Raw genomic sequence first — 25152 nt, 5'->3', positions numbered from 1 at the left:
TTAAAATTTTTAAAGAGAGGGGTACCGCACACACTCAACCAAGTGCGGAAGCGATATTCTGTTCCACTTTCTTCAACAGCCTGATCAGGGATTTCACGTCCTTTGCGCTCATTTCCTGGACAGCTATTTTCTGCGATTTCCTGATCGCCTTGCGCACGGATTTCACCGCCTCGTGGCCGGCGGGGGTCAAATAGACATGCGACAGCCTCGCATCCGTCTTTGATTCCTTTTTGTCGACAAAGCCCTGCGCTGCGAGCCGGTTAATCGTTTTGGTCATCGTTGGCGCACGCACGCCAAGCTGATCGGCGATTGCAGATAAAGACAGCCCGTCTTGGGCATCCAGCGCGAGAATCACAGCATCCTGACCGGCATATAGGCCACTGGACAGCAGTTGCCGGGATAACAGTGTTCGCGAATAACGCGCCGAAGCCGCCAACTGGGAGAAAAGCTCAAGCTTATCTTCCGAGTTCTTCTTGTCATCATTGGCTTTGTTCTTCTTGGCCATGGCGGCCTCCTTATCCACCTGCAGCGCACAGGGATAGTCAGGCAACTAAATATAGCGCCTGGAGGCCTTAATTCAAAATCACACTACCCGGAGCCTGGTGTCGCCGAAACAAAACGATGCGATCTCATGCCGGCCGCACGACTGGAACGCAATATTTGGAACATTGCGCAATCCGCCCGAAAACACACCGCTCACGGTTTGAAACGGACGCCGGTTCGAAATAGGCTGCATTTCAGGATCAATACCGGATCCACATGCCCTGCCTGTTTTCGAGGAACCTCCGGAGGCCGACCGCTCAATGGTATTTCCCGCCCGATATTGGGACGACAACGATCCTGACCTTGCAGCAGAAGAGCGCCGGGGCTGGATCGCCGTCCTGCCACTCGGTGCCCATGAGCAACACGGCCCGCATCTGCCGTTTGAGACCGACACGCTGATTGCGCAAGGCATTGTGGATGCGTGTACTGCATCATTACCGGATCATCTTCCCGTCACCTTCCTTTCGGCGGAACCGGTGGGGTATTCGGTTGAACATATGGATGTCCCCGGCACGCGAACGCTGACCTGGGACGAAGCTGTCAGCCGCTGGATCGGCATTGCCGAAATGTTGAACCGGAAAGGCATCAGAAAATTCGTCATGCTCAACGCGCATGGAGGCAACTCGCCTCTCATGACGATTGTTGCAACGGAAGCGCGGATCCGTTTCAACATGCTGGCGGTGGCGACCAGCTGGACCCGGTTCGGATTGCCTGGAAGCACGATTTCATCGCATGAAAAAGCCATCGGGATCCACGCCGGCGAAATCGAGACATCCGTCATGCTGGCTCTGCATCCGGACCTGGTCGATATCGCCAAAGCGGCGGATTTTGGCTCCTTCCAGGAAACACTGGCCCGTTCCGCCACCCATTTGCGCGCCTATGGTCCGCACGCCTTCGGCTGGAAAATGTCCGATCTCAACGAAGAAGGCGCAACCGGGAACGCCCTTTCGGCGACGGCGCACAAGGGCAAGGCGCTCTTGGACCATAGCGTTGAGGGTTTGATTGAATTGCTGGAGGACGTTCACGCATTCGATCTCGGTCATTTTGATTGAACGCATGCGCCAAATAGCTGGCGCCTGCGTCTGCAATAACCTATATGCGGTTGCAAATTCCAGGAGCCGCACATGAGCGAAGCCGCCAATCCCATCCCGGTCACGGTCCTTACCGGTTATCTCGGTTCGGGCAAGACGACGCTGTTGAACAGGATATTGTCTGAAGACCATGGCAAGCGCTATGCGGTCATCGTCAATGAATTCGGCGAAATCGGCATCGACAACGACCTGATCGTCGAATCGGACGAAGAAATCTACGAGATGAACAATGGCTGCGTTTGCTGCACGGTACGCGGTGATCTCATCCGCGTTGTCGAGGGCCTAATGCGCCGCCCCGGGCGTTTCGACGCCATTGTCGTCGAAACCACGGGACTTGCAGATCCGGCACCGGTTGCACAGACCTTTTTCATGGATGACGATGTGCGCGAAAAAACACGGCTTGATGCCGTTGTCGCGCTGGTCGATGCCAAGCACCTGCCACTGCGTCTGAAAGACAGTCGCGAGGCGGAAGACCAGATTGCCTTTGCCGATGTGGTTCTGTTGAACAAGACCGATCTTGTAACCGAGGACGAACTGCTCGGCCTCGAGGAAACCATCCGCGCGATCAATCCGTCTGCCCGCATTCACAGGACGGTACGGGCTGGCGTCGCCCTTGCTGACATTCTGGACCGCGGCGCCTTCGATCTGCAGCGGGCACTTGATAACGACCCGCAGTTTCTCGATCACGATCATCCCGACCACGCCTGTGGCCCCGGCTGTGACCATGACCATGATCACGACCACCATCATCACCATGATCATGGCCACGCCGCCGACATACACGACACCACCGTGCAATCCATTTCATTGAAGGCCGGCCCGCTCAAACCGGACCTGTTTTTCCCCTGGATCCAGAAGACCACCCAGATTGACGGACCGAACATCCTGCGGCTCAAGGGCATCATCGCCTTTGACGATGACGATGAGCGTTATGTGGTTCAGGGAATCCATATGATCGTCGAAGGCGATCATCAACGCCAGTGGAAGCCCGATGAGAAACGCGAAAGCCGCATCGTTTTCATTGGCCGCGATCTCGACGATGAAAAGCTGAAACGCACTTTTGAAGCCTGTCAGGCCTAGAGCGAGATGCCGACAATCGCACCGCTGGACCTTGAGGGTCATTGCATAGCCGCCGATTTTCTCGGCGACGTTCCCTTTTTTGCACTCGCCGACGGGTCCGTGCATTGGCTCGATCACGGGCACAAATCCGCCGAACCGCATGACGGCCTGTTATGCGCGACGCGCGACCTCCAGGGCGACGGACTGTTGACCGGCGGCGAAGACGGAAAAATCTGCCGGCTGACGGCAGACGGCAACACCGAGACGCTGGCCGAAAACCCCGGAAAATGGATCAACTGCATTGCCGCCGGGCCGCAAGGAGCCGTCGCCTACGCCACCGGGCGAACTGCGATTGTGCGCAGGAGCGACGGCTCATTTGCCGAATTTCAGGAACAACGAACCGTTGAGGGCCTTGCCTTCGCGCCAAAGGGTCTGCGCATAGCAACTGCCCGCTACAATGGCGTTTCACTGCATTGGGCAGGCGCCAGCGCGCCTCCGCTCGATCTCGAATGGAAAGGAGCGCACACCCAGGTCGTCTTTTCTCCCGATGGCAATTATGTCGTTTCCTGCATGCAGGAAAATGCGCTGCATGGCTGGCGCCTGAAGGACGGCAAGCACATGCGCATGTCCGGTTATCCCGCCAAGGTGAAATCGACCAGTTGGAGCGCCAAGGGCAAGTGGCTTGCTTCTTCCGGCGCACCGGCGGCGATCGTCTGGCCGTTTACCGGCAAGGACGGCCCGATGGGCAAGGCCCCGCTGGAACTCGGAACACGCGGTGATTCCATGGTGACCTGTGTTGCCTGCCACCCGGCCGATGATGTTGTTGCCATCGGCTATTCGGATGGCATGATCCTGGCCGCCCGGTTTTCCGACAAGAAGGAAGGCCTGCTTCGCCGCGGCGGCAAGGGTGCTGTTACTTGCCTGAATTGGAATAAAAAAGGTCTGCAACTGGCATTTGGAACAGAAACCGGCGATTGCGGTATCGTCGATCTGTCCGCTTGAGCGGAGAATTTTTGGGGCAAAGGGCATGACAACGACACCCACGCGGCTCATAGAGCGGTTCTATCTTGAAGTCTGGAATACGGGCAACGAACTCGTGGCGCGGCAGATTCTGCACCCGGATTTTGTTTTTCGCGGCTCGTTGGGACCTGAACACAATGGACCGGAAGGCTTTATTCTCTATCTGCGCGCGGTGCGAAAATCCCTGCCGGATTTCATCTGCAATATCCAGGATATCGTGACCGAAGGACAGCGCGCAGTCGCCCGCATGGAATTTGTCGGCACGCACAACGGGACATTCTACGGCATCGCTCCAACCGGCAAAAAAATCACCTGGTCGGGTGCCGCCTTCTTCACGACCGACGGAGAGCAGATAACCGAACTCTGGGTTCTCGGCGATATCGATGCCGTCAAGCGGCAGCTCGGCGTCCAGGCCGGAGGCGATTTTACATCGCAGTGATTGCGCCAGCGGCAGAAAAGTTTTTATCGCTCGCGGTTGTAGTGCCGTGGTTATTTCTGTCCTCACGCCGAACGCGCCTTCGTCCTTTGTTTTCGCTCGCGGCTAGCCTGCCGTCGTTGTTTCTGTCCTCACGCCGAACGCGCCTTCGGCGCTGGCTCCGGACGGGGCGGGCCACATGGCCCGACGCGCGGTCACGCTTGCGGTGCTACGCACCGTAGTCTTTTCCCGTGACAGCCTTAAGCGAAAACAAGGATCGAAGCGCACAGCGCTTCGCAAGGCCGACCGGCCGTCTCCGCAAATGCGGCGCGCCCCGCGCAGGCCAGCCGCGCAGCGGCGTACGGCCGCGAGCGAAAAACAGCGGCCAAGCCGCGCTCATGCGTGAGGACAATAAAAGGCAGCGCCCGCGAGGGCGCCGCAGTGAGGACTAAATGACGTAACTCTTCAGCGGCTCGAAACCGTTGAACGCCACGGACGAATAGGTCGTCGTATAGGCGCCCGTTCCCTCGATCAGCACCTCGTCGCCAATCGTCAGCGACACCGGCAGCGGATAGGGCGTCTTTTCATAGAGCACATCCGCGCTGTCGCAAGTCGGTCCGGCAAGAACACAAGGCTCGAAGCGGTCATTGTCGCGCGCCGTGCGGATCGGGTAGCGGATGGACTCATCCATCGTTTCAGCCAGACCGCCGAACTTGCCGATATCGAGATAGACCCAGCGCAGATTGTCGTTGTCGGCCTTGCGGGACACCAGAACCACTTCCGCCTTGATCACACCGGCATTGCCCACCATGCCGCGGCCCGGCTCAATGATGGTTTCGGGGATCTGGTTGCCGAAATGGCGGCTGAGCGCCTGAAAAATCGCCTGGCCATAGGCTTCCGCCGTCGGAATATCCTTCAGGTACCGGGTCGGAAAACCGCCGCCCATATTGACCATTTTGAGTATGATTCCGTCGGAGGCGAGGCTGTCGAATACGCCGCGCGCATCGGCAAGCGCCCCGTCCCATGCATTAAGATCAGTCTGCTGGGAGCCGACATGGAAGGAAACGCCATAGGCTTCGAGCCCGAGCGCATGGGCAAAGCGCAAAACGTCGGACGCCATGGAGGGCGCACAGCCGAACTTGCGCGACAGCGGCCATTCGGCGCCTTCACAATCGGTCAGCACACGGCAAAATACGCGCGTGCCGGGTGCGGCACGGGCAACCTTCTCCACCTCTTCTTTCGAATCGACGGCAAACATCCGCACACCGAGTGCAAAGGCGCGGGCAATATCGCGCTCTTTCTTGATGGTGTTTCCGAATGAAATGCGGTCCGGCGTCGCGCCGGCTTCAAGCGCCATTTCGACTTCCGTCACGGAGGCGGCATCGAAATTGGAACCCATGGAAGCAAGCATGCGCAGGATCTCCGGCGACGGATTTGCCTTCACCGCATAGTAGATCGCACTGCCGGGCAGTGCCCGCTTGAATGCGGTGAAATTGTCGCGGACAACGTCCAGGTCAACAACGAGGCAAGGACCATCCGGTCGTCGGGTGTTCAGAAAGTCGATAATGCGTTCAGTAGTCATCGGGTTCTCCCAATCAGATCCGGATTTCTCCGGATGACAAAGGGCATTCGATCACCTGCCAGGGACCCGGTTGGTGGAAAAACCGGCTCCGCAACGAATGTTCGATGCGACGATGGAACCACGGGCCTTTAACGGTCCGCGCGCTCCTGCTTTGTCTGCCTTGGATTGGTTGGGAGTTCCCATCCGCACTTCCGGCAATGAGGGTGTGCCTCTGCAGTAACCCCGGCCTTTGGACAGCCGGCAGACACCATAAAGGCCCGCACCGTCGTTGCTTCAAGATGTCCTCGATTTGGCGGTTGGCCGACAAACCGACTGGAGGGGTTAGTTCCAGGTACCTTACCGATACCCTCACCTTATCGAGGGTCGGCGGACACCCACAGGCACGTGCGACTTTGGGCAACAGCCACATAAGGCTTCAGGCCGTCACAATCAAGCGCTTTTTATCCAATCTGTATGGACAAGCGTGTGTATTTACGAAAAAATGAACAACTTCCACGGTTAAGTTCATAAACATGAGACAATAAACATGAATCTGGTGCGAACCGATCAGTTTAACGCGTTCATTGACGCCGACGGCCCGATTATTGAGCCGAGACCGGACGGGCCGCTCTCGGGCCGCACGTTGGCGGTCAAGGATATCTTTGATGTAGCCGGCTACAGAACCGGCTGCGGCAATCCGCACAAACTCGCCGAAGCCGAGCCGGCACGCAAAACCGCAGCCGCGATCCAGATCCTGCTGGACGCCGGCGCCGAATTCATCGGCAAGACCCAGACCGAGGAACTCGCTTTTTCACTGACCGGCGACAACGCCCATTATCCGCGCCCTATCAATCCGGCGGCGCCCGACCGGATGACGGGCGGTTCGTCCTCCGGTTCCGCCGCAGCGGTCGCGGGCGGACTTGCCGACATGGCAACCGGCTCGGATACAGGCGGTTCAATACGGGCGCCGGCATCCTATTGCGGCCTTGTCGGACTACGGGCAACACATGGCCTGATATCGCTTGAAGGCACTATGCCGCTGGCGGAAAGTTTCGATACGTTCGGCTGGTTTGCGCGTGACATCGATCTTTATATCGAGATCGCGGAGCTCCTTCTGCCGAGATCGGGCGCCGTGCCTGACCGTGTCCTGCGGCTTCCCGAACAGGAGGCGTTGCTGGCCGGCACCGCCGAGCTCAACGCCTACGAGGCCGCCGCCCGGGCTGCGGAAGACATAATCGGCACAGCCGCCAAGGCGGAACTTTCCTCGCTCGATATCGAACAGCGATACTGGTGCTTCCGCAAAATCCAGTCCTATGAGGCGTGGCAGGCGCACGGCGCCTGGATAAGTGCCGGAAACCGCAATCTTGGTCCGGGTGTGAAAGAGCGTTTCGCCTATGGCAAGGCAATGAACGATGCCGACCTGAAGCGGGAAAGTGCAAACAGGCAGCGTTTTGCGGATGAAGTTGGAGAACTTATTGGCGATGACGGTCTGATCATCATGCCCACTGTGCCCGGCGCCGCGCCTCTGGCGTCAGCATCGTTTGACGACGTCCAGGACTATCGCGAACGGGCTTTACGGCTCCTGTGTCTGTCCGGCCTCACCGGACATCCACAACTGACCCTGCCGGTCGCATCGGTCGATGGCGCCCCCTTTGGCCTGTCGCTCATGGGCCCGAAGGGATCCGATCTCGCGCTGCTCGCAATCGGCCGCGAAATCATCAACACAATTGCAAAAGACGGGATGAACCGATGGACACGCTGACACGCATCCGCGCCTTTATCGACGTTGTCGAGGCGGAAGGCTTTTCAGCCGCCGCTCGCAAGAACGGCCGTTCCAAGGCGCTTTTATCCAAATATGTCCGTGAACTGGAGGACGATCTGGGCGCCTTGCTGCTCAACCGCACGACACGGCAGTTCTCGCTGACCGAGGCCGGCCACACCTACTATCGCACCGCCTCGGACATCCTGAAGGAAATCGACAATCTCGCCGATCTGGTGCGCGAAACGAGCCGCGACCTGAAGGGCACCGTTCGCGTTTCGGCGCCTCGAACCTTCACCGATGCCGATATCGGCCAGTCAATGGTCGACTTCGCCATGGAAAATCCGGAAATAAAGCTGGAGATCACGTCCGACGACCGCTTTGTCGATCTGGTCGAGGAAGGGTTTGATGTTGCCATCCGCATAACGCAGCTCGCCGATTCAGGCCTGATCGCGCGTAAGCTTGCACCCTTTCAGGCCTTCGTCTGTGCCAGCCCGGACTTTCTCAAACGTTATCCGAACCTGAAAGAGCCGGCAGACCTGGCGAACGTACCCTGCATTGCCGATACCAATGCCCGCACGCTCAACAACTGGCATTTCAAGAACAAGAATGGCGGGATCGAAACCATCACCGTAAAGGGACCGATCGAGGTCAACAGCCCGCTGGCCGCCATCAAGGCGACAAAGGCCGGGCTCGGGGTCTCCATGGTGCCCGATTTTGTTGTCTGGCCCATGCTCAAGAAAGGTGAGATCGTCACTCTGTTCGAAGACCGCTGGCCGGATGAGGCGGCAATTTATGCGGTCTACCCACACAGGCGCTACCTGCCGGCAAAGGTCCGCGCCTTCGTCGATTATCTGGCCGCCTGGTTCAAACAGTATCACGGCTATTGCGACCGCTAGCCGGGCAGGCCAGGATCTCTGGGGACGACGGATTCCACCGGTGCCCGAAATGCATTACAGTGAGCGTGTGAGGGTTCGGAAAAAGAATTGCTGCGCAGTCCAATTCCGGCCCGATTTTTGAGGCAATGGCAATTGCAAAAGGAAAAACACCAGCAATGTTCGGCCAGCAGAACCTCGTGAAACTTGCACTAGCCCCGCTTATACTGGCTGCCGGCAGCGTGCCGGCCTTCGCCCACCCGCATGTCTTTGCGGAAGCGCGCATGGAAGTCGTTGTCGGGGACAAGGGAACGGTTGACGAATTGCGCCATGTCTGGCGCTTCGACGAGTTGTTTTCCTCCACTGTTCTTGTCGAGTTCGACACCAGCGCCAATTTGAAACTCGAGCCGGAAGAACTGGCCGAAGTCGGCAAGGTGGTGCGTGAATCGCTTGCCGAGTTTGATTACTACACATCCATTGTCAGCAACGGCAAAGACGTCGGTGTAATTGGCCCGGATGTCATCCATGTTGATTTCAAGGACGGGCAGCTCCTGATGTTTTTTACGGTCCGGCCAGACAGCGCAATGCCGCTCGACGGGACAATGAGCTTCGGCGTCTATGATCCGACCATGTATACCGCGATCGATTTTCTCAACGATTCCGACCTTGTGGTTGAAGGCCAAACCGGTAGCTGCGAGAATGCGGTTGTACGTCCGGACCCGGACGAAGTGCTAGCTCAGAACCAGCAGAGCCTGACGGAAGCCTTTTTCGAAAATCCCGAGAGCAATGATTTTTCCAAGTTTTTCGCAACACGGCTTGAGCTGAAATGCGCATAACGATCTTGTGCCGGTTTGCCATCCTCGTGCTATGCGCCTGCACGCTTTCCGCCTTGCTGGCTCCCGCGTTCGCCCAATCGTCGCTGGGCATCGGCTCGGCCGAACCGGGCATTTCTGCCGGCGGCACGTTCGGTTCGTTCTTTTCATGGATCAACACACAGCAGCAGGCCTTTTACCGGGCGCTTTCCGGTGCGCTGAAAGCCATGCGCGAGGATCCGCAAAAGCTCTGGGTGCTGATCGGCCTGTCCTTTGCCTATGGGGTCTTTCACGCCGCTGGTCCCGGCCACGGCAAGGCGATCATCTCGTCCTATGTCATCGCCAACGAACAAACCCTGCGCCGCGGTGTCGTCATTTCCTTCATGGCCGCATTCATGCAAGGGGCAGTCGCCATCGTCATTGTCGGCGTGACCTATTTCGCGCTGCGCGGCACCGGCATATCCATGACTGAAACGACCCATTCGCTGGAAATCGCAAGTTACGCATTGATTGCCGGTTTCGGCGCCTGGCTGCTTTACAGGAAACTTCGCCCTGCCCGCCAAACGGTACAAATCCACGCACATGCCCATGCTCATGCCCACGACCATGATCACACGCATCACCACCATCATCACGAAACCGGCCCGGATGGCGTTTGCACGACCTGCGGTCATTCGCACGCGCCCGATCCATCGCAGATCAGTGCCGAAAAGCTGAATTTGCGCGAAGCCTGGTCGGCCGTCATTGCCATTGGCCTTCGGCCCTGCTCCGGGGCGTTGATCGTTCTGACTTTCGCGCTGCTGAACGGGCTCTTCCTCGGCGGCTTTTTATCCGTGACGGCAATGTCGATAGGCACGGCAATCACCGTTTCCATCCTGGCGACGCTCGCAGTCATGGCAAAAAACACGGCGGTTCGTTTTGCCAGCAGCCAGTCGGCCGCCACCCGCATCGGTAACGCCATCGAGATTGCCGGCGCCAGCCTGGTTCTGCTGCTTGGGGTCATTTTGCTGGTGGCAGCGCTGCAGGTCTAGCATTTCACCCGCTGGGACAAGGCTGCTTGCCATGGCGGTCCGGATCGAATCGCGCTAAACAGGCAGGTTCTGTTTCCCGGCCCCTGTTGCCGCAACGAAATTCTGAAAGTGATTGCCATGTCAGCCGGAATGTTTCGCTCGGCCGTCGTTCTTGGCCTTCTTGCCTGTGTCGGTCCCCTGTCGATCGACATGTACCTGCCTGCCCTGCCGGCGATCGCCGACAGTCTCGGCTCGACGGTTGGCTCCGTGCAGATGACGCTGACGGTGTTTTTTATCGCGTTCGGCGCGTCCCAGCTCGTCTACGGACCGATCGCCGATCAGGTCGGCCGCAAGCCGCCGCTTTATTTCGGCCTGACGATATTTGTCTTCGGCTCCATCGGCTGTGTTATCGCCCCCTCGATCGAAATCCTGACTTTGGCACGCTTTGTCCAGGGGCTTGGTGCCGCCGTGGTGATGGTCATCCCGCGTGCCATCATCCGTGATATGCACACCGGCGTTGAGGCCACGCGCCTGATGGCGCTGATCATGCTGGTGATCAGTATCTCACCGATGCTCGCGCCCCTTGCCGGCAGCGGCATGATCCTGCTGGCCGGCTGGCGGTCGATTTTCGCACTGTTATGCGTAGCGGCGGTGTGCAGCCTGCTCCTGACAGGTTTTTTGCTTCCCGAAACGCTCAAGCCGGAAAACCGCGTGACCTTCAATGTGGGTAATTTCCTGCGCGGCTCGCGGGTTCTGCTCACCGATGCCGAATTCATGGGACTGACTTTTATCGGCGGCTTCGGCATGGCGAGCTTCTTCGTCTTCATCGCCAGCGCGTCCTTTGTCTACACCGGCCAGTTCGGTCTGTCGCCCACCGGCTTCAGCCTGGCATTCGCCTTCAACGCCATCGGATTCTTTTCAGCATCCCAAGCCGCCGCAAGCCTCGGCGCACGGATCGGAATGGCAAAAATGGTTTCAATTGCCGTTGCCGGCTTCTGCCTGCTAACGCTGATCCTGTTTGCGCTGACCCTTGCCGGCCACGGAACATTGTTTGTAATTGTCGGGTTCCTCTTTGCCGCCAACGCATGCCTTGGACTTGTCATACCGACAACGATGGTCATGGCACTCGACAATCACGGCGATATTGCGGGCCTTGCCTCATCGCTCGGCGGCACGCTTCAAATGGTCGCCGGCGGGGCTATGATAGCCGCAGCAAGTCCCTTCTTTGACGGCACCGCAACACCGATGATCGCGGCGATTGCGCTTTGCGGCATTGGCGCACTGATCCTGTCCCGGCTGACAGTTGCGAAATTCGCGGCGCATCAGCCCGGGTAAGATCAACGATTGCTGTTTGCTGTTTTGGCCGATGCTTGCTCAGCCATCGTCCGGTGATTTGTCTTGCCCGCGCTGATAGCGCGCCCGCAACCAGAAAAGGGCAAAAAACCCGAATACAAAAAGGGCTGCAACTCCATAGCCGAGCCACGGTGAAACCTCACCGAGAGCCAGAACGATCCTCGGCATCGCCAGGAATATGACAGCCACAGCCACCAGGATAATAGCGGCCGCGATTGCCGAGGATTTTGCGCTGCTGCCGGACATCTGCGGTCCCTTGTTTGAATTTCGCGGGGCTTTCTCATCACACACATCCGATTGAATTAACAGCCCCGATGCGCCATGAAGGACCCGGTTTGGATTTTCGTGCACGCAAAGGGTGATTTCATGCGGACTGTCGCGTCTTTTGATCGTATCGGCGAGGAAAATGCGTTTGCTGTGCTGGCGCGCGCTGCCGCTTTGCAGGCCGAAGGCCGCGACATCGTCAATCTCGGTATCGGGCAGCCCGACTTCAAAACCCCGCAACACATCGTCGAAGCCGCGATCAAGGCGCTGCGTGACGGCCATCACGGCTATACGCCGGCAACGGGCCTGCTGGAAACACGTGAGGCCGTGGTGCGCCGTACACTGACGACAACCGGCATCGAAGTTTCACCGGAAAATGTGATGATCATGCCGGGCGGCAAGCCGACCATGTTTGCGGCCATCACCATGTTCGGCGAACCCGGCACCGAAATCCTATATCCCGATCCCGGTTTTCCGATCTACCGTTCGATGATCGACTACACCGGCGCAAAGGCTGTGCCTGTGCCGATCCGCGAGGAAAACGGCTTTGCCTTTTCGGCCGAGGAGACACTTTCCAAGATCACCCCCGCGACGCGGCTCCTGATCGTCAATTCGCCCGCCAATCCAACGGGCGGGGTGACACCGCGCAGCGAGATCGAACAGCTGGTCGAAGGACTTGAGCGACACCCGCAGGTCGCGATCATGTCGGACGAGATTTACGACGTCATGACCTATGACGGCGAAGAGCACACTTCGCTTTTGACCTTTCCGCAGATCCGCGACCGGCTGATTGTGCTCAATGGCTGGTCGAAGACCTGGGCGATGACCGGCTGGCGCATGGGCTGGTCGATCTGGCCCAACGGACCGAAAAGCGCCAATCTCTATGACAAGGTCCGCAAGCTCGCCGTCAATTGCTGGTCCTGCGTCAACACCCCGAGCCAGTATGCAGGCATTGCCGCCATCGACGGCCCGCAGGACGATGTGGAGACCATGATTGCCGCCTTCGACAATCGCCGAAAGCTTGTAACAGAAAGGCTCAACGCCGTCCCCAATGTCAGCTGCGCAACGCCGAAGGGCGCGTTCTATGCGTTTCCGAATATTTCGGCGACCGGGTTCAAGGCCAAGAACCTTGCCTCCCGCCTGTTGGAGGAGGCCGGTGTGGCACTTGTCGGCGGTCCTGATTTCGGCGATTTCGGCGAAGGCTATGTGCGGCTTTCCTGTGCCGCCTCTGAAGACAGGATTGAAACCGCCATCGAGCGGATGGCGGAATTCCTAGAGCAAAACGCCGGCGGCAACTAGATCGCCGCCGACAGCAATTATCGCGTGACGATTTCCGGCCCCATCAGCGCATAGGGCAGCATCGTCGACAGATCCGGCACGTAAGTCACCAGGATCAGGAAGGCAAAGAGCACGGCCACAAACGGCAGTGCCGCCTTGACCACCCGCATGAGGCTCATGCCGGTAATGCCCGAGGTGACGAAGAGGTTGAGCCCGATCGGCGGGGTGATCATGCCGATTTCCATATTGACCACCATGATGATGCCGAGATGCACCGGATCGACGCCAAGCTCGATGGCGATCGGAAACACAACCGGCGCGACGATCAGCAACAGCCCCGACGGCTCCATGAACTGGCCACCGAGCAGAAGTAGGATATTGACGGCTATCAGGAAGGTGAACCAGGTAAAGCCGGCATCAATCATCAGCTCGGTGATCGCCTGCGGAATGCGCTCGCCCGTCAGTACATGGGCAAAGAGCAGCGCATTAACAATGATGAACATCAGCATGATCGTCGTCTTCGATGCGTCGACCATCACCTTTCGGGTATCGTCGTTGAAGAAGACGGCAAAGAGATTGCGCCCCATCAGCGACAGGTTGCGGCCCCAGATCGGCAGGCCCGCGAGAAGGTGGGCGGGCACCTTGCCAATGCCTTCATTGCCGCGCCAAAGCACATAGGCAACAACAATGAGGAGGGAAAGGACAACGCCAAGCTGCGCCCTTCCGGCGACCGTCACAGATCCCGCTTCAGCGGTCGCGAAGAATGACAGGATCATCCAGACGAAGAAGAAGGCGACGCCGTAAACGGATCCGTTGAAGCCGACCCGGGCTCTGTCGCTGTCTTCGGCAGACACCCACGGCACATCCTTCATCGGCCCCATATCGCGATAGATGAAGAGCGCAATGAAGAACGCGTAGACCGCCGCGACGGCCGCCGCCTCTGTCGGCGTGAAGACCCCGCCATAGATACCGCCGAGGATGATGATGATCAAAAACAGGCCCCACCCGGCTTCCTTGCCGCCTTCAAGGATCTCTAGGAACCCTTTCCACGGTTCGGCCGGAAGGCCCTTTATCCGCGCCATGACGTAAATCGCGATCATCAGCATCAGACCGGCAACGATGCCCGGTACGACACCGGCCAGGAACATGCGCCCGACTGAAACGTCGGTGGCCGCAGAATAGACCACCATGACGATGGAGGGCGGGATCAGAATGCCCAGCGTTCCAGCGTTTGCGATGACGCCGGAAGCAAATTCCTTGCTGTAACCGACCTGCCGCATGCCGGCGATTGCAATGGTGCCGATCGCAACGACGGTTGCGGGCGACGAGCCCGACAATGCAGCAAACAACATGCAGGCAAGAACGCTGGCCATGGCCAGCCCGCCGCGAAAATGTCCAACCGCGGCAATGGCGAAGCGGATGATGCGCCGGGCTACGCCGCCGGTCGACATGAAGGCCGAGGCCAGGATGAAAAACGGAATGGCCAGCAGCGTGTAATTCTGCGAGGCGGTGAAGAGCTGCAGCGCCACCGACGACATGGAGTCGTTGGAGAAAAAGGCGATGACAATAATCGATGAAAGCCCGAGCGAAACCGCCACCGGCACACCGGCAAAGAGCAGTCCCAGAACCAGGACAAAAAGAATAATCGCGTCCATAATGTCAGTCCTTGAGAATGTCTTTGTTTTCAGCGACCAGCTCTTCGGCCTCATGGCTGGCAATGATCATTTCGCGCTCGCCGCGCCAGATTTGCCCCATGGCCTGAAGGCTGCGAAAGGTGAATAGTGCAAGGCCGATGGGAAGGATGAGATAGGCGATCCAGCGCTGCACGCGTTCCTGCAGACCGAACGTATCCTGCATCCACACCGGATAGCGCAGATCGTCGAGCCCGATGCCGATCTTGTACATCTTGCTCCAGTAGTCGACCGCCCCGCCGCCCCTGGTTTCGACGCCGAACAGCGTCAGCCAGGTGGAGGAAATCAGCATCACTGCGTAGATGACAGCGCAAAGTGCACCGAAGAGCGCCACGGCCCTGAACAGTCTGGCGGGCAGCATCTTGATAAAAGCATCGACACCCAGATGCGAGCCGATCTTGATGCCGTAGCTCATGCCGAAGAGGATCATCCAGGCAAATAGGATGCGGGTAAATTCAAGCGCTCCGCCCCAGCCGGTATTGAATCCATAGCGCGCAATGACCTGGATAAATGAAACGACAGTTATCAGCGCGAGCAGCACCGCAAGCACGTTTTCTTCAAACCGCAGCACCGTTTTTGGTCGGACACGTTCGATGAAATAGAACACGACGACAATCAGCACCATGCCGACATAGGGCAGATAGGCTGGCATGTAATCCTCCCCCTCAGGAGCGTATCAAAGCGAAATGCATCCTGACGTTATGCGAGTGCCCGCCCTCGACGGGACGGGCACCCATGGGTTTTGCAACAAGGTCAGCTGTTGGAATCGACCGCGGCGGCAATAACCGACTTGCCGATATCATCCTCGAACTGTTCCCAGACGGGTTTCATCGTATCGACCCAGATCTGGCGCTGTTCGGGCGTCAGCTGGCGGATCACGCCGCCGGCGGCAATGATGCCTTCCTTGGCCTTCTCGTTAATGGCCGTAGCATTGGCGTTCGCCTTGTTGACCTCTTCTGCGAAGATCGTCACGAACTGCTCACGAACGTCCTGCGGAAGGCTGTCCAGCCATTCCGTTGACGTGATCGCAAGATAGGTCAGGAACTGGTGGTTCGTTTCGGTGATGCCGTCCTGAACCTCAAAAAACTTCTGCTTGTAGATGTTCGACCAGGTGTTTTCCTGCCCGTCGACAACGCCGGTCTGCAAGGCGCCATAGACTTCCTTGAAGGCAAGCTTCTGGGCCGAGGCATCCATTGCCTCGATCATGGCGACGGCAACATCGGAGGTCTGCGTGCGGAACTTCAGCCCATGCGCATCGGTCGGAACCAGAAGCGGCTTGTTCGCGGAAAAGTGCTTCAGGCCGTTATAGATATAACCAAGCCCCGTATAGCCCTTGTCCTCGATCGCGCCGAGCAATTCCTGGCCGACCGGCCCTTGCGTGAACTTGTTAACCGCGTCAACCGATGAAAACAGGAATGGCAGATCGAAAAGCCGGTACTTCTTCGTATAGGCTTCGAATTTGGAAAGCGATGGAGCCGCCACCTGCACATCGCCCAGGAGCAGCGCTTCCATGACCTTGTCGTCGTCGAACAGCGTCGAACTCGGATAGACTTCCATGCAGGCCTTGCCGTTCATCTCTTCATTGATGCGGGCGGCAATGGCCGTTGCGGCATCGCCCTTCGGATGGCCTGAATCCGCGGTGACATGGCTGAACTTGATGACGATTTCGCCGTCATCACAATCGGCCAGTGCCTGCCCGGCGGACAGGGTGAGTGCGATTGCCGAAACGGCGCCCAATAGCATTTTCATAATTAACCTCCTGAGGCGTGCTTTGCGCACGCTCTGGTTCTCCCAAGGCCGGATGGAACCCGGCCGGCTAGCGGAAATCGGCAGCCGGAAGCGCTGTCCTCAGATGAAAACGAAAATTCCTCCCGGTTGACGGCTTTCCGTCTCCCGTTACATCGCAAGTTGCGTGCCAGTTTTTGCCGAATTGCAGTAAGTTGGATAAAATCGCGCGTTTACAAAAGGTTAAGACACCCTTCGCAAATTCCGGACGGCGGGCACCCTTTTCATCATGTGTAGGCAACTACACATACCCGACGGACAAGCGGGTAACCGTCTACACATTAGGCGCGAAATTCACTGGGTCGTATCAACCGAGATGCCGAGTCGCTTGATCTTGTCATAAAGCCCCTTGCGGGAAATGCCGAGCGCTTCGTAAACCGGCTTCAGCGCCCCGCCATGGCGTGACAGCTCCGCCTCGATAGTCGCCTTCTCAAAGGCCGCCACACGGTCGGACAACGCTGAACCATGCTCTTCCCTCTCTGACGAACCATCGAAACCGTTCCACATGCCGAGCACGAACCGTTCTGCGTAGTTGCGCAACTCGCGCACATTGCCCGGCCAGTCATGGGCGATGAGCTGAGCCTCGAGATTGTGATCTATTTCCGGAATTTCGCGGCGATAGCGCGCCCGTGCATCCCGCGCCAGATGGAAAAACAGGAGCGGTATGTCGTCCTTTCGTTCCCGCAATGGCGGAATGGTCAGCGTGATGACATTGAGCCGGTAATAAAGGTCCGAACGGAACGTGCCCTTGACGCCCTCCTTCTCAAGGTCGAACTTGGTTGCCGCCACAAACCGCACATCGAGCGGAATGGTCTTGTTGGAACCGAGCCGTTCGATACTGCGCTGTTCGATCGCCCGCAACAGCTTTGCCTGCAGATCGAGCGGCATCGATTCGATCTCGTCGAGAAAGATCGTGCCGCCATGGGCGTGCTCCAGCTTGCCGATGCGTTGTTTCTGCGCACCGGTAAAAGCACCGGGTTCATGGCCGAACAGTTCCGATTCAAAAATATCCGCCGGCAGCGCGGCGCAATTGATGGCGACGAAGTTGCCCTTTGCCCGCGGTCCGTAATCATGGAGGGCACGGGCGACAACCTCCTTGCCCGCGCCGGTTTCACCGACGACAAGCACATCGGCATCGGTTTCGGCAACGGCGCTGATCTGGCCACGCAAACGGATGATCCCCGCCGAACGCCCGACAAGACGTTGCGTCAGATCGTGGCGCTGATCGAGTTCGCTGCGCAGTGTCCGGTTTTCAAGCACCAGCCGCCGCTTTTCCAGCGCCCGCTCTATGACAGTCGAGAGCCGCGAAACGGGAAACGGTTTTTCAATGAAATCATAGGCGCCGCCGCGCATCGCCTCGACAGCCAGCTGCACGTCGCCATGGCCCGTAATCAGAATGACGGGATAGGTCGCATCAATGGAAAGCGCCTTTTTCAAAAGCGTCATTCCGTCATCTCCTGGCATGCGGATATCGGTGACGATGACGCCGTAATCCTCACGCCCGAGATTATCGAGAATGCCATCCGCACGGTCGTGCACGACAACCGTCAGCCCCTCCAGTTCAAGACCCTGCGCAAGGGCGTGGCGCAGATCGTCATCGTCGTCGACCAGGTGAATTATGGGATTGGCGCCGTCCAAACCGTCTACTCCGCTGCTATGTCAGATGCATCGGCAGCCCTCAGGCACACCGAAAAACATGCGCCGCCGCCGGCGGCTTCCTCAAGTTCTATCGTGCCACCGAAATCGCGGACGATACTGCTGGCGATGGAAAGGCCGATGCCGATCCCCGCACCGACATCCTTTGTCGTGAAAAACGGCTCGAATACCGATCCGCGCTGGTCTTCCGGAATGCCCGGACCATTGTCTTCGACCCGCACTATGACACCGTCGCCTTGCGCCCCGACGGTTATGAGAACCTTGCCGTTTTCCTGACCGGCAAGAGCATCGACTGCATTATTGATCAGGTTGACGAATACCTGCGACAGCCTGATCTGCCCGCCGAGCACATAATAGGGTCCGCCATGAATTTCCGTTTCCAGCGCCACGCCCGCCTTTTTGGCACGCGGTCGCACCAGCATCAGGGCTTCGTCCAGCACCGGAGCCAGTGGAACCGGCTTGATCGCTGTCCCGGGCTTCCTCGAAAATGATAACAGGCTTCGCGACAGCCTTGCCATCCGGTCGACCAGGCCGCTGATTCGGGTGAGATTGTCGGAGACATTGTCTGTCTTGCCACGCTCGAGGAAACGGTGCGCATTGTCCGAGTAGGTCCGGATGGCGGCAAGCGGCTGGTTGAATTCATGGCTGAGCGCCGCCGACATCTGGCCAAGGGCCGCCAGCTTGGTGGCCTGCACAAGTTCGGCCTGAGTCTTGCGCAATTGTTCCTCGGTCAGCCGCCGTTCATCTATTTCACGCGACAGGGAAATGTTGGTTTCGCTAAGCGCCTTCGTGCGCTCACGCACAAGACGTTCAAGGCGCAACGCCGACGCACGGTCACGGCGCATGCGCAGGAGCTGCGCCTCGCGCCGCTGCACTACGATAAACGCAACCGCACCAAAGAGCAGGCTCACAAGGCCTGCGATGATGCCGCCGATCCACGCTGCCGTTACCAGCGGGCGCTCATCGGAAAGCACGTGCAGTTGCCAGTCGAGAAGCGGCAAATGGCGGGTAAGGTCGCTGTGAAGAACATTGCCGCCGACAAGATAGTGGTCGGGAGCCGCAGCATCGGCCATCAGATCTGAAAGGGGTCTCAGCCGCCACAGCGGCCTGTTTGTCAAAAACACCGTTCCGGTCTGATCGGTCACGAAAATCGGATTGGTTGACAGCGACCAGGTTGCCTCCACCGGATCGAAATCGACATAAACGGCAATGGCTCCGATCAGTTTGCTGTCTTTTCTGACACCGAAAGCAAAAGCATAGGCGCGCTGCTCCGAATCGAGCGAAATGGCCTGCCGGCCGAGCCGCCCCTGCCTTACTGCCTCAAGCAGCTTCCTGTGTTCTTCCGCATTTTCGGAAAAAAGCCCGCCTGCAGTCGCAAGGACCCGTCCGTCCGGATAGAGGAACGCCACTTCCTTGGCGCCGGACATGCCGGCAATCTCGATCGCCTTCTGGCGGGCCGCATCGCTGGTATCGGCACCCATATCGTCAAACAGCGCAACCACCGATTTCTCGCGCGAAAGCAGCGGCGGCAGAAGACGGTATTTGTCGAGAATACCCGATAGCGCCTCAGCCTGCACGGCAAGGGTTTCCGCAGCCTTGTTTTCAAGCTGCTGTTCTGCCCGCTGACGCCACCATTCGGCGCTGATGAAAATCGCCGCCAGGGCAAACAGGCACACCGCGCACGCCGTCGTTACGCGGGTGCGGCGGAAGTTTCTGCGAATGGTTGCTCCACTGACCATTTACAAAGCCTATTCACAAACGGGCGAAAAAGCCAAACATGCAACCCCTCAGGCTCTGCCCGAAAGCATGCGCTGACCGATGGCAACGGACTTGATCATCGCAAAGACCGGCAGGCCGGCGCTGATACCAAGTTCGTCAAAGGCCTGCCGGGTGATACGGGCGCGCAGCATCTGTCCGGCAACGTCCAGAACGATTTCAACAAACGGGCTGTCATCGAGGGCAAATGAAACAACGACACCAGGCAGTATATTGCGAATGCTCACCCCTTCCGGTGCCTTCAGGGAAAGCGCCACATCGCGTGCCTTTATGCGCATGCGCAGCCGGTCACCGGTCTTGACCCGGTCATTGACCACATAGAGCGTATGCTCGCCGTCAAGCGAAACCTCGCACAGGCCGTAGTCAGCAGCAAAACCGCGCACCGTTCCGCTTAGCAGCGCACTTGCCTCGTGCCGCCCAAGCGCCGGGCCGAATTCGAGTTTGGAAAACACGTCGACCGCATCACCCGAACCCAGAACCTTGCCATCCGACAGGAGCACCAGCGTATCGGCAAGACGCGCCACCTCGTCGACCTCATGGCTGACATAGACAATGGGAAGGCCGGTCTCGTCCCGCACCTCTTCAAGATAGGGCAGGATTTCGCGCTTGCGCTCCTGATCAAGCGAGGCCAAAGGCTCGTCCATAAGCAGGAGCGCCGGATCGGCCAGCAGCGCACGGCCAATGGCAACCCGCTGTTTTTCACCACCCGATAGCGTTCCGGGATAACGGCCCAGCAATGATCCGATGCCAAGCAGCTCGGTTATGCGTTTGAAGTCGGCACTGCCCTTGCGTTTGCCTGCCCAGCGGCCGTAGGTCAGGTTGCGGCTGACGGACATGTGCGGAAACAGCCGCGCATCCTGAAAGACCATGCCGATGCGGCGCGCATGCGGCGGAACGTCAACACCCCCGTCGCTGTCGTAGAGGGCGGCTCCGTCCACCCTGATGCGACCGGTCTGCGGCCGCACAAGCCCGGCGATCATCTTCAGAACGCTCGTCTTGCCTGAGCCGGAATTTCCGAACAGGGCGGTAACGCCCGTTCCTGCTTCAAAAGCGGCGTCGATTTCGAAGGTTCCAAGGCGTGACCGGACCAGGACTTCCAGACTCATGCCCGCCCCCTTTGCGCGATTTGCCTGCCAACCCACTCCGACAAAAGAACCGATCCGATGGCGAGGCACGCCGATATGGTAATCAGCATGATGACCGCCTGATCGCCCGATGGGCTTTGCAGCAGCGAGTAGATGGCGAGCGACAGTGTCTGGGTTTCACCCGGAATGTTGGAAACGAAGGTGATCGTCGCGCCGAACTCGCCAAGCGCCTTGGCGAAACCAAGAACGGCACCGGCGATAACCCCCGGCAGGACGAGCGGCAGCGTGATGGTAAAAAACCGGGTGACCGCACCTGCGCCCAGTGTCGCGGCGGCGTCCTCGAGCCCGCGGTCCAGCGCTTCGATCGACAGCCGCATCGGCCGCACGAGCAGCGGAAAGGCCATGACGGCGGCTGCAAGTGCGGCACCGGTCCATTGAAAGGCAAAGTTGATGCCGATGGCATGAAAAGCCTTTCCGAGGCTCCCGCTGCGGCCGAAAACGACAAGCAGCAGATAGCCGGTCACAACCGGCGGCATGACAAGCGGCAGCGTCACCAGCGCCTGCAGCAGGCTTTTTCCGAAAAATTCCCGCCGTGCCAGCACCCAGGCGACGATGAAGGCAACCGGCACGGCAAACAGCATCGCGGTGGCCGAGATTTTCAAAGACAAAAGGACTATGCCGGCTGCTTCGCTTCCCGTCATCGGTTAGCTGTCCGGTCCAGGGGCGGGAGGCAGCAAAAACCCAAACGGTTCCAACGCACCGTCCGAGGCTTTGCCGAGAAGAAAATCGTAAAAGGCACTGGCCTGCCCGCCGGCCGAGTTGGTCAACGCAACCGGATAGACGATGGGATTTTCCACGTCCGGCGCAAACTCATAGGCGATTTTCAGATCATCGCGCATTGCCGCATCGGATGCATAGACAATGGCATAGTCAACATCGCCGCGCGCTGCCATCGCCAGCGCTACCCGGACGTTCTCGCCATAGGCGGCCTGTGTGCGAAGCTGGTCCCAAAGGCCAAGGTCCATAAGCGCCTTTTTGGCGTAAAGCCCTGCCGGTACATGCACAGGATCGCCCATGGCAAAACGGCCGGCGCTCAAAAGCGCCTTCGGTGTTGCAGGACTGCCGCCTTCGCCGGTAACGACAACAAGCACATTTGCGGCAATGTTCCTGCGGCTGTCGGGCTCGATAAGTCCGCGCTCTTCGAGATAATTCATCCAGTCCGGATTGGCGGCAAGATAGATATCCGCCGGTGCGCCGGCTTCGATCTGTCGGGCAAGCGTGCCGGAACTGGCATAGGAAACCGTTACAGGCTGACCGGTTTCATTGCGGTAGGCTTCGGCAACCGATTCCACGGCATCCTTCATGCTGGCCGCCGCAAAAACCAGCGTCCTGTCGGCAGCCTTCGCCCCCGACAGCGCTACGAGCAGTGCAAACGCAATAGCTGCAACTCGCCTAATCATCTCGGCCCGGTATCCTGTTACAATCAGGGCGACCTTAAATCAGTTGCAAGCGAAATTGCAAAGCGGCAAATGGACTTAGCGTTCAAGCGACCGCATTTGCGACCGTTGCCTCGATATGATCGACGAGACCCTCGGCAAGGCCAAGCCGCCCGGCCAGCATATCCAGATATCCCCGCTCGGCCCGCGTATCGGGATCGATGGCAAGCCGCGACGCGGTATAGAGCTCCACCTTCTGCTCTTCCGTTTGCGCGGCCGCGATGATTTCTTCGAGCGGCGACGATTTTGCAAGCTCTTCATTGATGAAGGCTTGCGCATCGGAGGCCAAACCTGAAACGGCAAGCCGGTCGGCAATGCGCGCGCGCTCCTCGTCATCCACGTGTCCGTCGCTACGGGCAGCGGCAATCATGGCGCGCATGAGAGCAAGTGCAAATTCATCGTCGATCTTTTCGACATCCGTATCGAATCCGGAACGCTCTGCTTCCGGCACAATATCGGCTTCCAGTTGAGGCGGCGCGCTTTGCTGCGGCGCGTTGCCCGCCTTGTAGTTCTTGTAGGCCTGGTAGCCGAGACCGGCAACAACAGCCAGGCCGCCGAGTTTCAAAGCCGAACCGGCGATCGAACGTCCCGTTCCGGTACCGAGCAGAACGGCAGCTATTGCACCGGTCGCAAGGGGATTGTCCTTTGCCAGCTGAACGGCCTCACCGGCCTTGCCGCGTACCGTATCGTCAGTGCCGGGAACCTTCGAACCTAGAAACTGATCGAGAAGAGCTTTGGGGTCAAACATCAGAACGGCCTTTCCGAAAACTGGGATCCATCCAGCTCCAGATAAGAACGCGTCAACGCGGTTTCAAACCTGTTTCTTGCCGGAACCCTGCGAAAACGCCGGCCGCTGTCAGTCCGACACGGCGAGCTTCGCTGCGTCAGCCGCAAGGGCGGTGATTGCGGCCCAGTCGCCGGCCTCGACGAGCTTTTTCGGCGCAACCCATGATCCACCGACGCAGATCACGTTTGGCAGCGACAGATAGTCCTTCGCCTTTTCCGGTGTGATACCGCCCGTAGGGCAGAAACTGATCCCGGCAAGCGGTGAGGACAGCGATTTCAGATAGGCGGCGCCGCCGGCCTGCTCCGCCGGGAAGAACTTCATGACGGCATAGCCTTCCTCGCGCAGCGCCATGACTTCACTGGGCGTGGCCGCACCCGGCAGCATAGGCACGTCGGAGCGCGATGCGGCATCAAGCAGTTCCTGCGTGGTTCCCGGGCTGACAATGAACTTCGATCCGGCAAAGACCGCCGCTTCATACTGCCGTGCATTCAGGATGGTACCGGCGCCCACCTCGGCACCGTCCACTTCGTCGGCCACCGCTTTGATCGCATCGAGCGCCGCATCGGTTCGCAGCGTTATCTCGATCGCCTTCAAACCGCCCTCGACAAGCGCCCTTGCAAGTGGAATGGCTGTTGCCACCCGGTCCACCACCAGCACCGGAACAACCGGTTGCAGTTGCAGGATCGACACCAGTCTTTCGGTCTTCTTGCCCATATCACACCATTTTCTCGGAATAGATTTCAACCGATTAACCCGCACCGGCTGCTATGTCCACAGCACCGACTATAAATCACCGTTGCAAGTATGTGATATGGTGCCCGATATAGCGCTTGAGGCTGCGGCATCAACAACGATTGCGCAGCTATTAAAGAAACGCTATGGCCAGAACCATGACTATAAAAGACGAAATCCATAATACCGAACGGACCGGTTTCCTGGTCGCGGCGCTGTATCATTTCACGCCCTTGCCGGGCTTTGAGACCCTGCAAGGCCAGATCCAGGCATTCTGCGAAGAACACGGCGTCAAGGGAACGCTGCTTTTGGCCGAAGAAGGCATTAACGGCACCATAGCCGGCCGCGACAACGATATCGCCGCCGTGCTTTCTTTCCTGCGCGCTATACCGGAACTGGCAAGCCTGGAGCACAAGGAAAGCAGAGCGGCAGAAATGCCGTTTCATCGCATGAAGGTGCGGTTGAAACGGGAAATCGTGACCATGGGCGTCGAAGGCATCGACCCGCTGACCAGTGTCGGCACCTATGTTGAGCCCAGGGACTGGAACGACCTCATATCCGATCCGGACACGATCGTCATAGACACGCGCAACGACTATGAGACCGCCATCGGCATTTTCCGCGGCGCGGTCGACCCGCACACCAAGACATTCCGCGAATTTCCGGACTGGGTCAGGAACAATACCGGCCTCCACAACAAGCCGAAAATCGCCATGTACTGCACCGGCGGCATACGCTGCGAAAAGGCAACCGCATTCATGAAGGCTGAAGGGTTCGAGGACGTGTTCCACCTGAAGGGCGGCATCCTGAAATATCTCGAGGAAGTTCCCGAAAACGAGAGCCTATGGGACGGCGCCTGCTTCGTCTTCGACGAGCGTGTTTCCGTCACCCACGGGCTGAAGGAAGGCGAGCATGTTCTTTGCCGCGCCTGCCGCCATCCACTAACGCCGGAAGAGGCCAACGACCCGGCCTATGAAGACGGCGTTTCATGCCCCTATTGCATCGAAGAACGCAGTGCTGAGGACCGCGAACGTTACCGCGAGCGGCAAAAACAGGTGGAGCTGGCGCAGAGTCGCGGCAAGGCGCACATCGGACGCTGACCCG

At 58.7% G+C, this 25152-nt stretch carries 24 protein-coding genes; 11 read left to right on the top strand and 13 right to left on the bottom strand.

What is annotated here, in order from left to right:
* Positions 1 to 34: 34 nt before the first annotated feature.
* On the bottom strand, positions 35 to 505 hold the full coding sequence (locus tag ABVT35_RS17465; RefSeq protein WP_368468017.1) for a MarR family winged helix-turn-helix transcriptional regulator: 471 nt from the start codon (positions 503 to 505) through the stop codon (positions 35 to 37).
* A gap of 298 nt (positions 506 to 803) precedes the next feature.
* Between ABVT35_RS17465 and ABVT35_RS17460 the strand changes: the two genes are divergently transcribed.
* The 4 genes from ABVT35_RS17460 to ABVT35_RS17445 all read left to right on the top strand — a co-directional run bounded on the left by ABVT35_RS17460 (position 804) and on the right by ABVT35_RS17445 (position 4152).
* A complete protein-coding gene (locus ABVT35_RS17460) occupies positions 804 to 1595 on the top strand; it encodes a creatininase family protein (RefSeq protein ID WP_368468016.1) in 792 nt (263 codons plus the stop codon).
* Positions 1596 to 1667: 72 nt separating this feature from the next.
* The gene (locus tag ABVT35_RS17455) at positions 1668 to 2714 is read left to right on the top strand and encodes a GTP-binding protein (RefSeq protein ID WP_368468015.1); all 1047 of its coding nucleotides are present in this window, start codon (positions 1668 to 1670) and stop codon (positions 2712 to 2714) included.
* Positions 2715 to 2720: 6 nt separating this feature from the next.
* Positions 2721 to 3695 carry a WD40 repeat domain-containing protein gene (locus ABVT35_RS17450; protein WP_368468013.1) on the top strand — a complete coding sequence of 325 codons (975 nt, stop codon included), beginning with the start codon at positions 2721 to 2723 and terminating at the stop codon, positions 3693 to 3695.
* Between the two features lie 25 nt (positions 3696 to 3720).
* Positions 3721 to 4152, top strand: a complete 432-nt coding sequence (locus tag ABVT35_RS17445; RefSeq protein ID WP_368468012.1) for an ester cyclase — start codon at positions 3721 to 3723, stop codon at positions 4150 to 4152.
* Between the two features lie 424 nt (positions 4153 to 4576).
* Here the strand turns inward: ABVT35_RS17445 and odc2 are convergent, their stop codons facing one another.
* The gene (gene odc2 / locus ABVT35_RS17440; protein ID WP_368468010.1) at positions 4577 to 5710 is read right to left on the bottom strand and encodes an ornithine/lysine decarboxylase; all 1134 of its coding nucleotides are present in this window, start codon (positions 5708 to 5710) and stop codon (positions 4577 to 4579) included.
* A 526-nt stretch (positions 5711 to 6236) separates the two neighbouring features.
* Here odc2 and ABVT35_RS17435 point away from each other — a divergent pair.
* From ABVT35_RS17435 to ABVT35_RS17415, 5 genes are all read left to right on the top strand, one after another.
* The gene (locus tag ABVT35_RS17435) at positions 6237 to 7451 is read left to right on the top strand and encodes an amidase (RefSeq protein ID WP_368468008.1); all 1215 of its coding nucleotides are present in this window, start codon (positions 6237 to 6239) and stop codon (positions 7449 to 7451) included.
* Positions 7439 to 8347 carry a LysR family transcriptional regulator gene (locus ABVT35_RS17430; protein WP_368468007.1) on the top strand — a complete coding sequence of 303 codons (909 nt, stop codon included), beginning with the start codon at positions 7439 to 7441 and terminating at the stop codon, positions 8345 to 8347. The genes ABVT35_RS17435 and ABVT35_RS17430 overlap by 13 nt, the downstream gene beginning before the upstream one ends.
* A 176-nt stretch (positions 8348 to 8523) precedes the next feature.
* Complete coding sequence (locus tag ABVT35_RS17425) at positions 8524 to 9159, top strand: DUF1007 family protein (protein ID WP_368468005.1); 636 nt, start codon at positions 8524 to 8526, stop codon at positions 9157 to 9159.
* Complete coding sequence (locus ABVT35_RS17420) at positions 9150 to 10166, top strand: nickel/cobalt transporter (protein WP_368468004.1); 1017 nt, start codon at positions 9150 to 9152, stop codon at positions 10164 to 10166. Before ABVT35_RS17425 ends, ABVT35_RS17420 begins: the two co-directional genes overlap by 10 nt.
* A 117-nt stretch (positions 10167 to 10283) precedes the next feature.
* Complete coding sequence (locus tag ABVT35_RS17415) at positions 10284 to 11480, top strand: multidrug effflux MFS transporter (RefSeq protein WP_368468002.1); 1197 nt, start codon at positions 10284 to 10286, stop codon at positions 11478 to 11480.
* Positions 11481 to 11519: 39 nt separating this feature from the next.
* Here ABVT35_RS17415 and ABVT35_RS17410 read toward each other — a convergent pair whose 3' ends face one another.
* Entirely contained in the window at positions 11520 to 11744 is a 225-nt protein-coding gene (locus ABVT35_RS17410) for a hypothetical protein (protein WP_368468000.1), read from the bottom strand.
* A 75-nt stretch (positions 11745 to 11819) separates the two neighbouring features.
* Here ABVT35_RS17410 and ABVT35_RS17405 point away from each other — a divergent pair, with 75 nt between their 5' ends.
* Positions 11820 to 13061: a pyridoxal phosphate-dependent aminotransferase gene (locus ABVT35_RS17405; RefSeq protein ID WP_368467999.1), complete on the top strand. Its 1242-nt coding sequence runs from the start codon at positions 11820 to 11822 to the stop codon at positions 13059 to 13061.
* 17 nt (positions 13062 to 13078) lie between these two features.
* On the opposite strand, the gene ABVT35_RS17400 is transcribed toward ABVT35_RS17405, so the two are convergent.
* The 10 genes from ABVT35_RS17400 to ABVT35_RS17355 form a co-directional block, all read right to left on the bottom strand.
* Positions 13079 to 14695: a TRAP transporter large permease gene (locus tag ABVT35_RS17400; RefSeq protein ID WP_368467998.1), complete on the bottom strand. Its 1617-nt coding sequence runs from the start codon at positions 14693 to 14695 to the stop codon at positions 13079 to 13081.
* 4 nt (positions 14696 to 14699) lie between these two features.
* Positions 14700 to 15383: a TRAP transporter small permease gene (locus ABVT35_RS17395; protein WP_368467997.1), complete on the bottom strand. Its 684-nt coding sequence runs from the start codon at positions 15381 to 15383 to the stop codon at positions 14700 to 14702.
* A gap of 101 nt (positions 15384 to 15484) precedes the next feature.
* Positions 15485 to 16480 carry a DctP family TRAP transporter solute-binding subunit gene (locus tag ABVT35_RS17390; protein ID WP_368467996.1) on the bottom strand — a complete coding sequence of 332 codons (996 nt, stop codon included), beginning with the start codon at positions 16478 to 16480 and terminating at the stop codon, positions 15485 to 15487.
* A 330-nt stretch (positions 16481 to 16810) separates the two neighbouring features.
* Complete coding sequence (locus ABVT35_RS17385; protein ID WP_368467994.1) at positions 16811 to 18154, bottom strand: sigma-54-dependent transcriptional regulator; 1344 nt, start codon at positions 18152 to 18154, stop codon at positions 16811 to 16813.
* A 5-nt stretch (positions 18155 to 18159) separates the two neighbouring features.
* Positions 18160 to 19911, bottom strand: a complete 1752-nt coding sequence (locus ABVT35_RS17380; RefSeq protein WP_368467992.1) for a sensor histidine kinase — start codon at positions 19909 to 19911, stop codon at positions 18160 to 18162.
* 48 nt (positions 19912 to 19959) lie between these two features.
* Entirely contained in the window at positions 19960 to 21054 is a 1095-nt protein-coding gene (gene modC / locus ABVT35_RS17375) for a molybdenum ABC transporter ATP-binding protein (RefSeq protein WP_368467990.1), read from the bottom strand.
* A complete protein-coding gene (modB, locus tag ABVT35_RS17370; protein ID WP_368467988.1) occupies positions 21051 to 21734 on the bottom strand; it encodes a molybdate ABC transporter permease subunit in 684 nt (227 codons plus the stop codon). Before modB ends, modC begins: the two co-directional genes overlap by 4 nt.
* A gap of 3 nt (positions 21735 to 21737) precedes the next feature.
* Positions 21738 to 22493 (bottom strand): molybdate ABC transporter substrate-binding protein, encoded by a 756-nt coding sequence (gene modA, locus ABVT35_RS17365; protein ID WP_368467987.1) that lies wholly within the window; start codon positions 22491 to 22493, stop codon positions 21738 to 21740.
* A gap of 82 nt (positions 22494 to 22575) precedes the next feature.
* A complete protein-coding gene (locus tag ABVT35_RS17360) occupies positions 22576 to 23277 on the bottom strand; it encodes a tellurite resistance TerB family protein (RefSeq protein ID WP_368467986.1) in 702 nt (233 codons plus the stop codon).
* 108 nt (positions 23278 to 23385) lie between these two features.
* Positions 23386 to 24030, bottom strand: a complete 645-nt coding sequence (locus tag ABVT35_RS17355) for a 2-dehydro-3-deoxy-phosphogluconate aldolase (protein ID WP_368467985.1) — start codon at positions 24028 to 24030, stop codon at positions 23386 to 23388.
* A gap of 176 nt (positions 24031 to 24206) precedes the next feature.
* On the opposite strand from ABVT35_RS17355, the gene ABVT35_RS17350 reads away from it, so the two are divergent.
* The gene (locus tag ABVT35_RS17350) at positions 24207 to 25148 is read left to right on the top strand and encodes a rhodanese-related sulfurtransferase (RefSeq protein WP_368467984.1); all 942 of its coding nucleotides are present in this window, start codon (positions 24207 to 24209) and stop codon (positions 25146 to 25148) included.
* Positions 25149 to 25152 lie beyond the last annotated feature (4 nt).

It is taken from the genome of Hoeflea sp. TYP-13 (genome assembly GCF_040932035.1).
GTDB lineage: Bacteria > Pseudomonadota > Alphaproteobacteria > Rhizobiales > Rhizobiaceae > Hoeflea_A.
Note: the sequence above shows the minus strand (reverse complement) of the source record. Positions and strands in the feature narration are given on the sequence as shown.

Bases quoted from the DNA above. Each gene is read 5' to 3' on its own strand.
- modB (WP_368467988.1), bottom strand. From the start codon at position 21,734: ATGACGGGAAGCGAAGCAGCCGGCATAGTCCTTTTGTCTTTGAAAATC.
- ABVT35_RS17435 (WP_368468008.1), top strand. From the start codon at position 6,237: ATGAATCTGGTGCGAACCGATCAGTTTAACGCGTTCATTGACGCCGAC.
- ABVT35_RS17455 (WP_368468015.1), top strand. From the start codon at position 1,668: ATGAGCGAAGCCGCCAATCCCATCCCGGTCACGGTCCTTACCGGTTAT.
- ABVT35_RS17395 (WP_368467997.1), bottom strand. From the start codon at position 15,383: ATGCCAGCCTATCTGCCCTATGTCGGCATGGTGCTGATTGTCGTCGTG.
- ABVT35_RS17360 (WP_368467986.1), bottom strand. From the start codon at position 23,277: ATGTTTGACCCCAAAGCTCTTCTCGATCAGTTTCTAGGTTCGAAGGTT.
- ABVT35_RS17400 (WP_368467998.1), bottom strand. From the start codon at position 14,695: ATGGACGCGATTATTCTTTTTGTCCTGGTTCTGGGACTGCTCTTTGCC.
- ABVT35_RS17350 (WP_368467984.1), top strand. From the start codon at position 24,207: ATGACTATAAAAGACGAAATCCATAATACCGAACGGACCGGTTTCCTG.
- modC (WP_368467990.1), bottom strand. From the start codon at position 21,054: ATGAGTCTGGAAGTCCTGGTCCGGTCACGCCTTGGAACCTTCGAAATC.
- ABVT35_RS17445 (WP_368468012.1), top strand. From the start codon at position 3,721: ATGACAACGACACCCACGCGGCTCATAGAGCGGTTCTATCTTGAAGTC.
- ABVT35_RS17415 (WP_368468002.1), top strand. From the start codon at position 10,284: ATGTCAGCCGGAATGTTTCGCTCGGCCGTCGTTCTTGGCCTTCTTGCC.
- ABVT35_RS17355 (WP_368467985.1), bottom strand. From the start codon at position 24,030: ATGGGCAAGAAGACCGAAAGACTGGTGTCGATCCTGCAACTGCAACCG.
- ABVT35_RS17420 (WP_368468004.1), top strand. From the start codon at position 9,150: ATGCGCATAACGATCTTGTGCCGGTTTGCCATCCTCGTGCTATGCGCC.
- ABVT35_RS17460 (WP_368468016.1), top strand. From the start codon at position 804: ATGGTATTTCCCGCCCGATATTGGGACGACAACGATCCTGACCTTGCA.
- ABVT35_RS17465 (WP_368468017.1), bottom strand. From the start codon at position 505: ATGGCCAAGAAGAACAAAGCCAATGATGACAAGAAGAACTCGGAAGAT.
- odc2 (WP_368468010.1), bottom strand. From the start codon at position 5,710: ATGACTACTGAACGCATTATCGACTTTCTGAACACCCGACGACCGGAT.
- ABVT35_RS17430 (WP_368468007.1), top strand. From the start codon at position 7,439: ATGGACACGCTGACACGCATCCGCGCCTTTATCGACGTTGTCGAGGCG.
- ABVT35_RS17410 (WP_368468000.1), bottom strand. From the start codon at position 11,744: ATGTCCGGCAGCAGCGCAAAATCCTCGGCAATCGCGGCCGCTATTATC.
- ABVT35_RS17450 (WP_368468013.1), top strand. From the start codon at position 2,721: ATGCCGACAATCGCACCGCTGGACCTTGAGGGTCATTGCATAGCCGCC.
- ABVT35_RS17405 (WP_368467999.1), top strand. From the start codon at position 11,820: ATGAAGGACCCGGTTTGGATTTTCGTGCACGCAAAGGGTGATTTCATG.
- ABVT35_RS17380 (WP_368467992.1), bottom strand. From the start codon at position 19,911: ATGGTCAGTGGAGCAACCATTCGCAGAAACTTCCGCCGCACCCGCGTA.
- modA (WP_368467987.1), bottom strand. From the start codon at position 22,493: ATGATTAGGCGAGTTGCAGCTATTGCGTTTGCACTGCTCGTAGCGCTG.
- ABVT35_RS17390 (WP_368467996.1), bottom strand. From the start codon at position 16,480: ATGAAAATGCTATTGGGCGCCGTTTCGGCAATCGCACTCACCCTGTCC.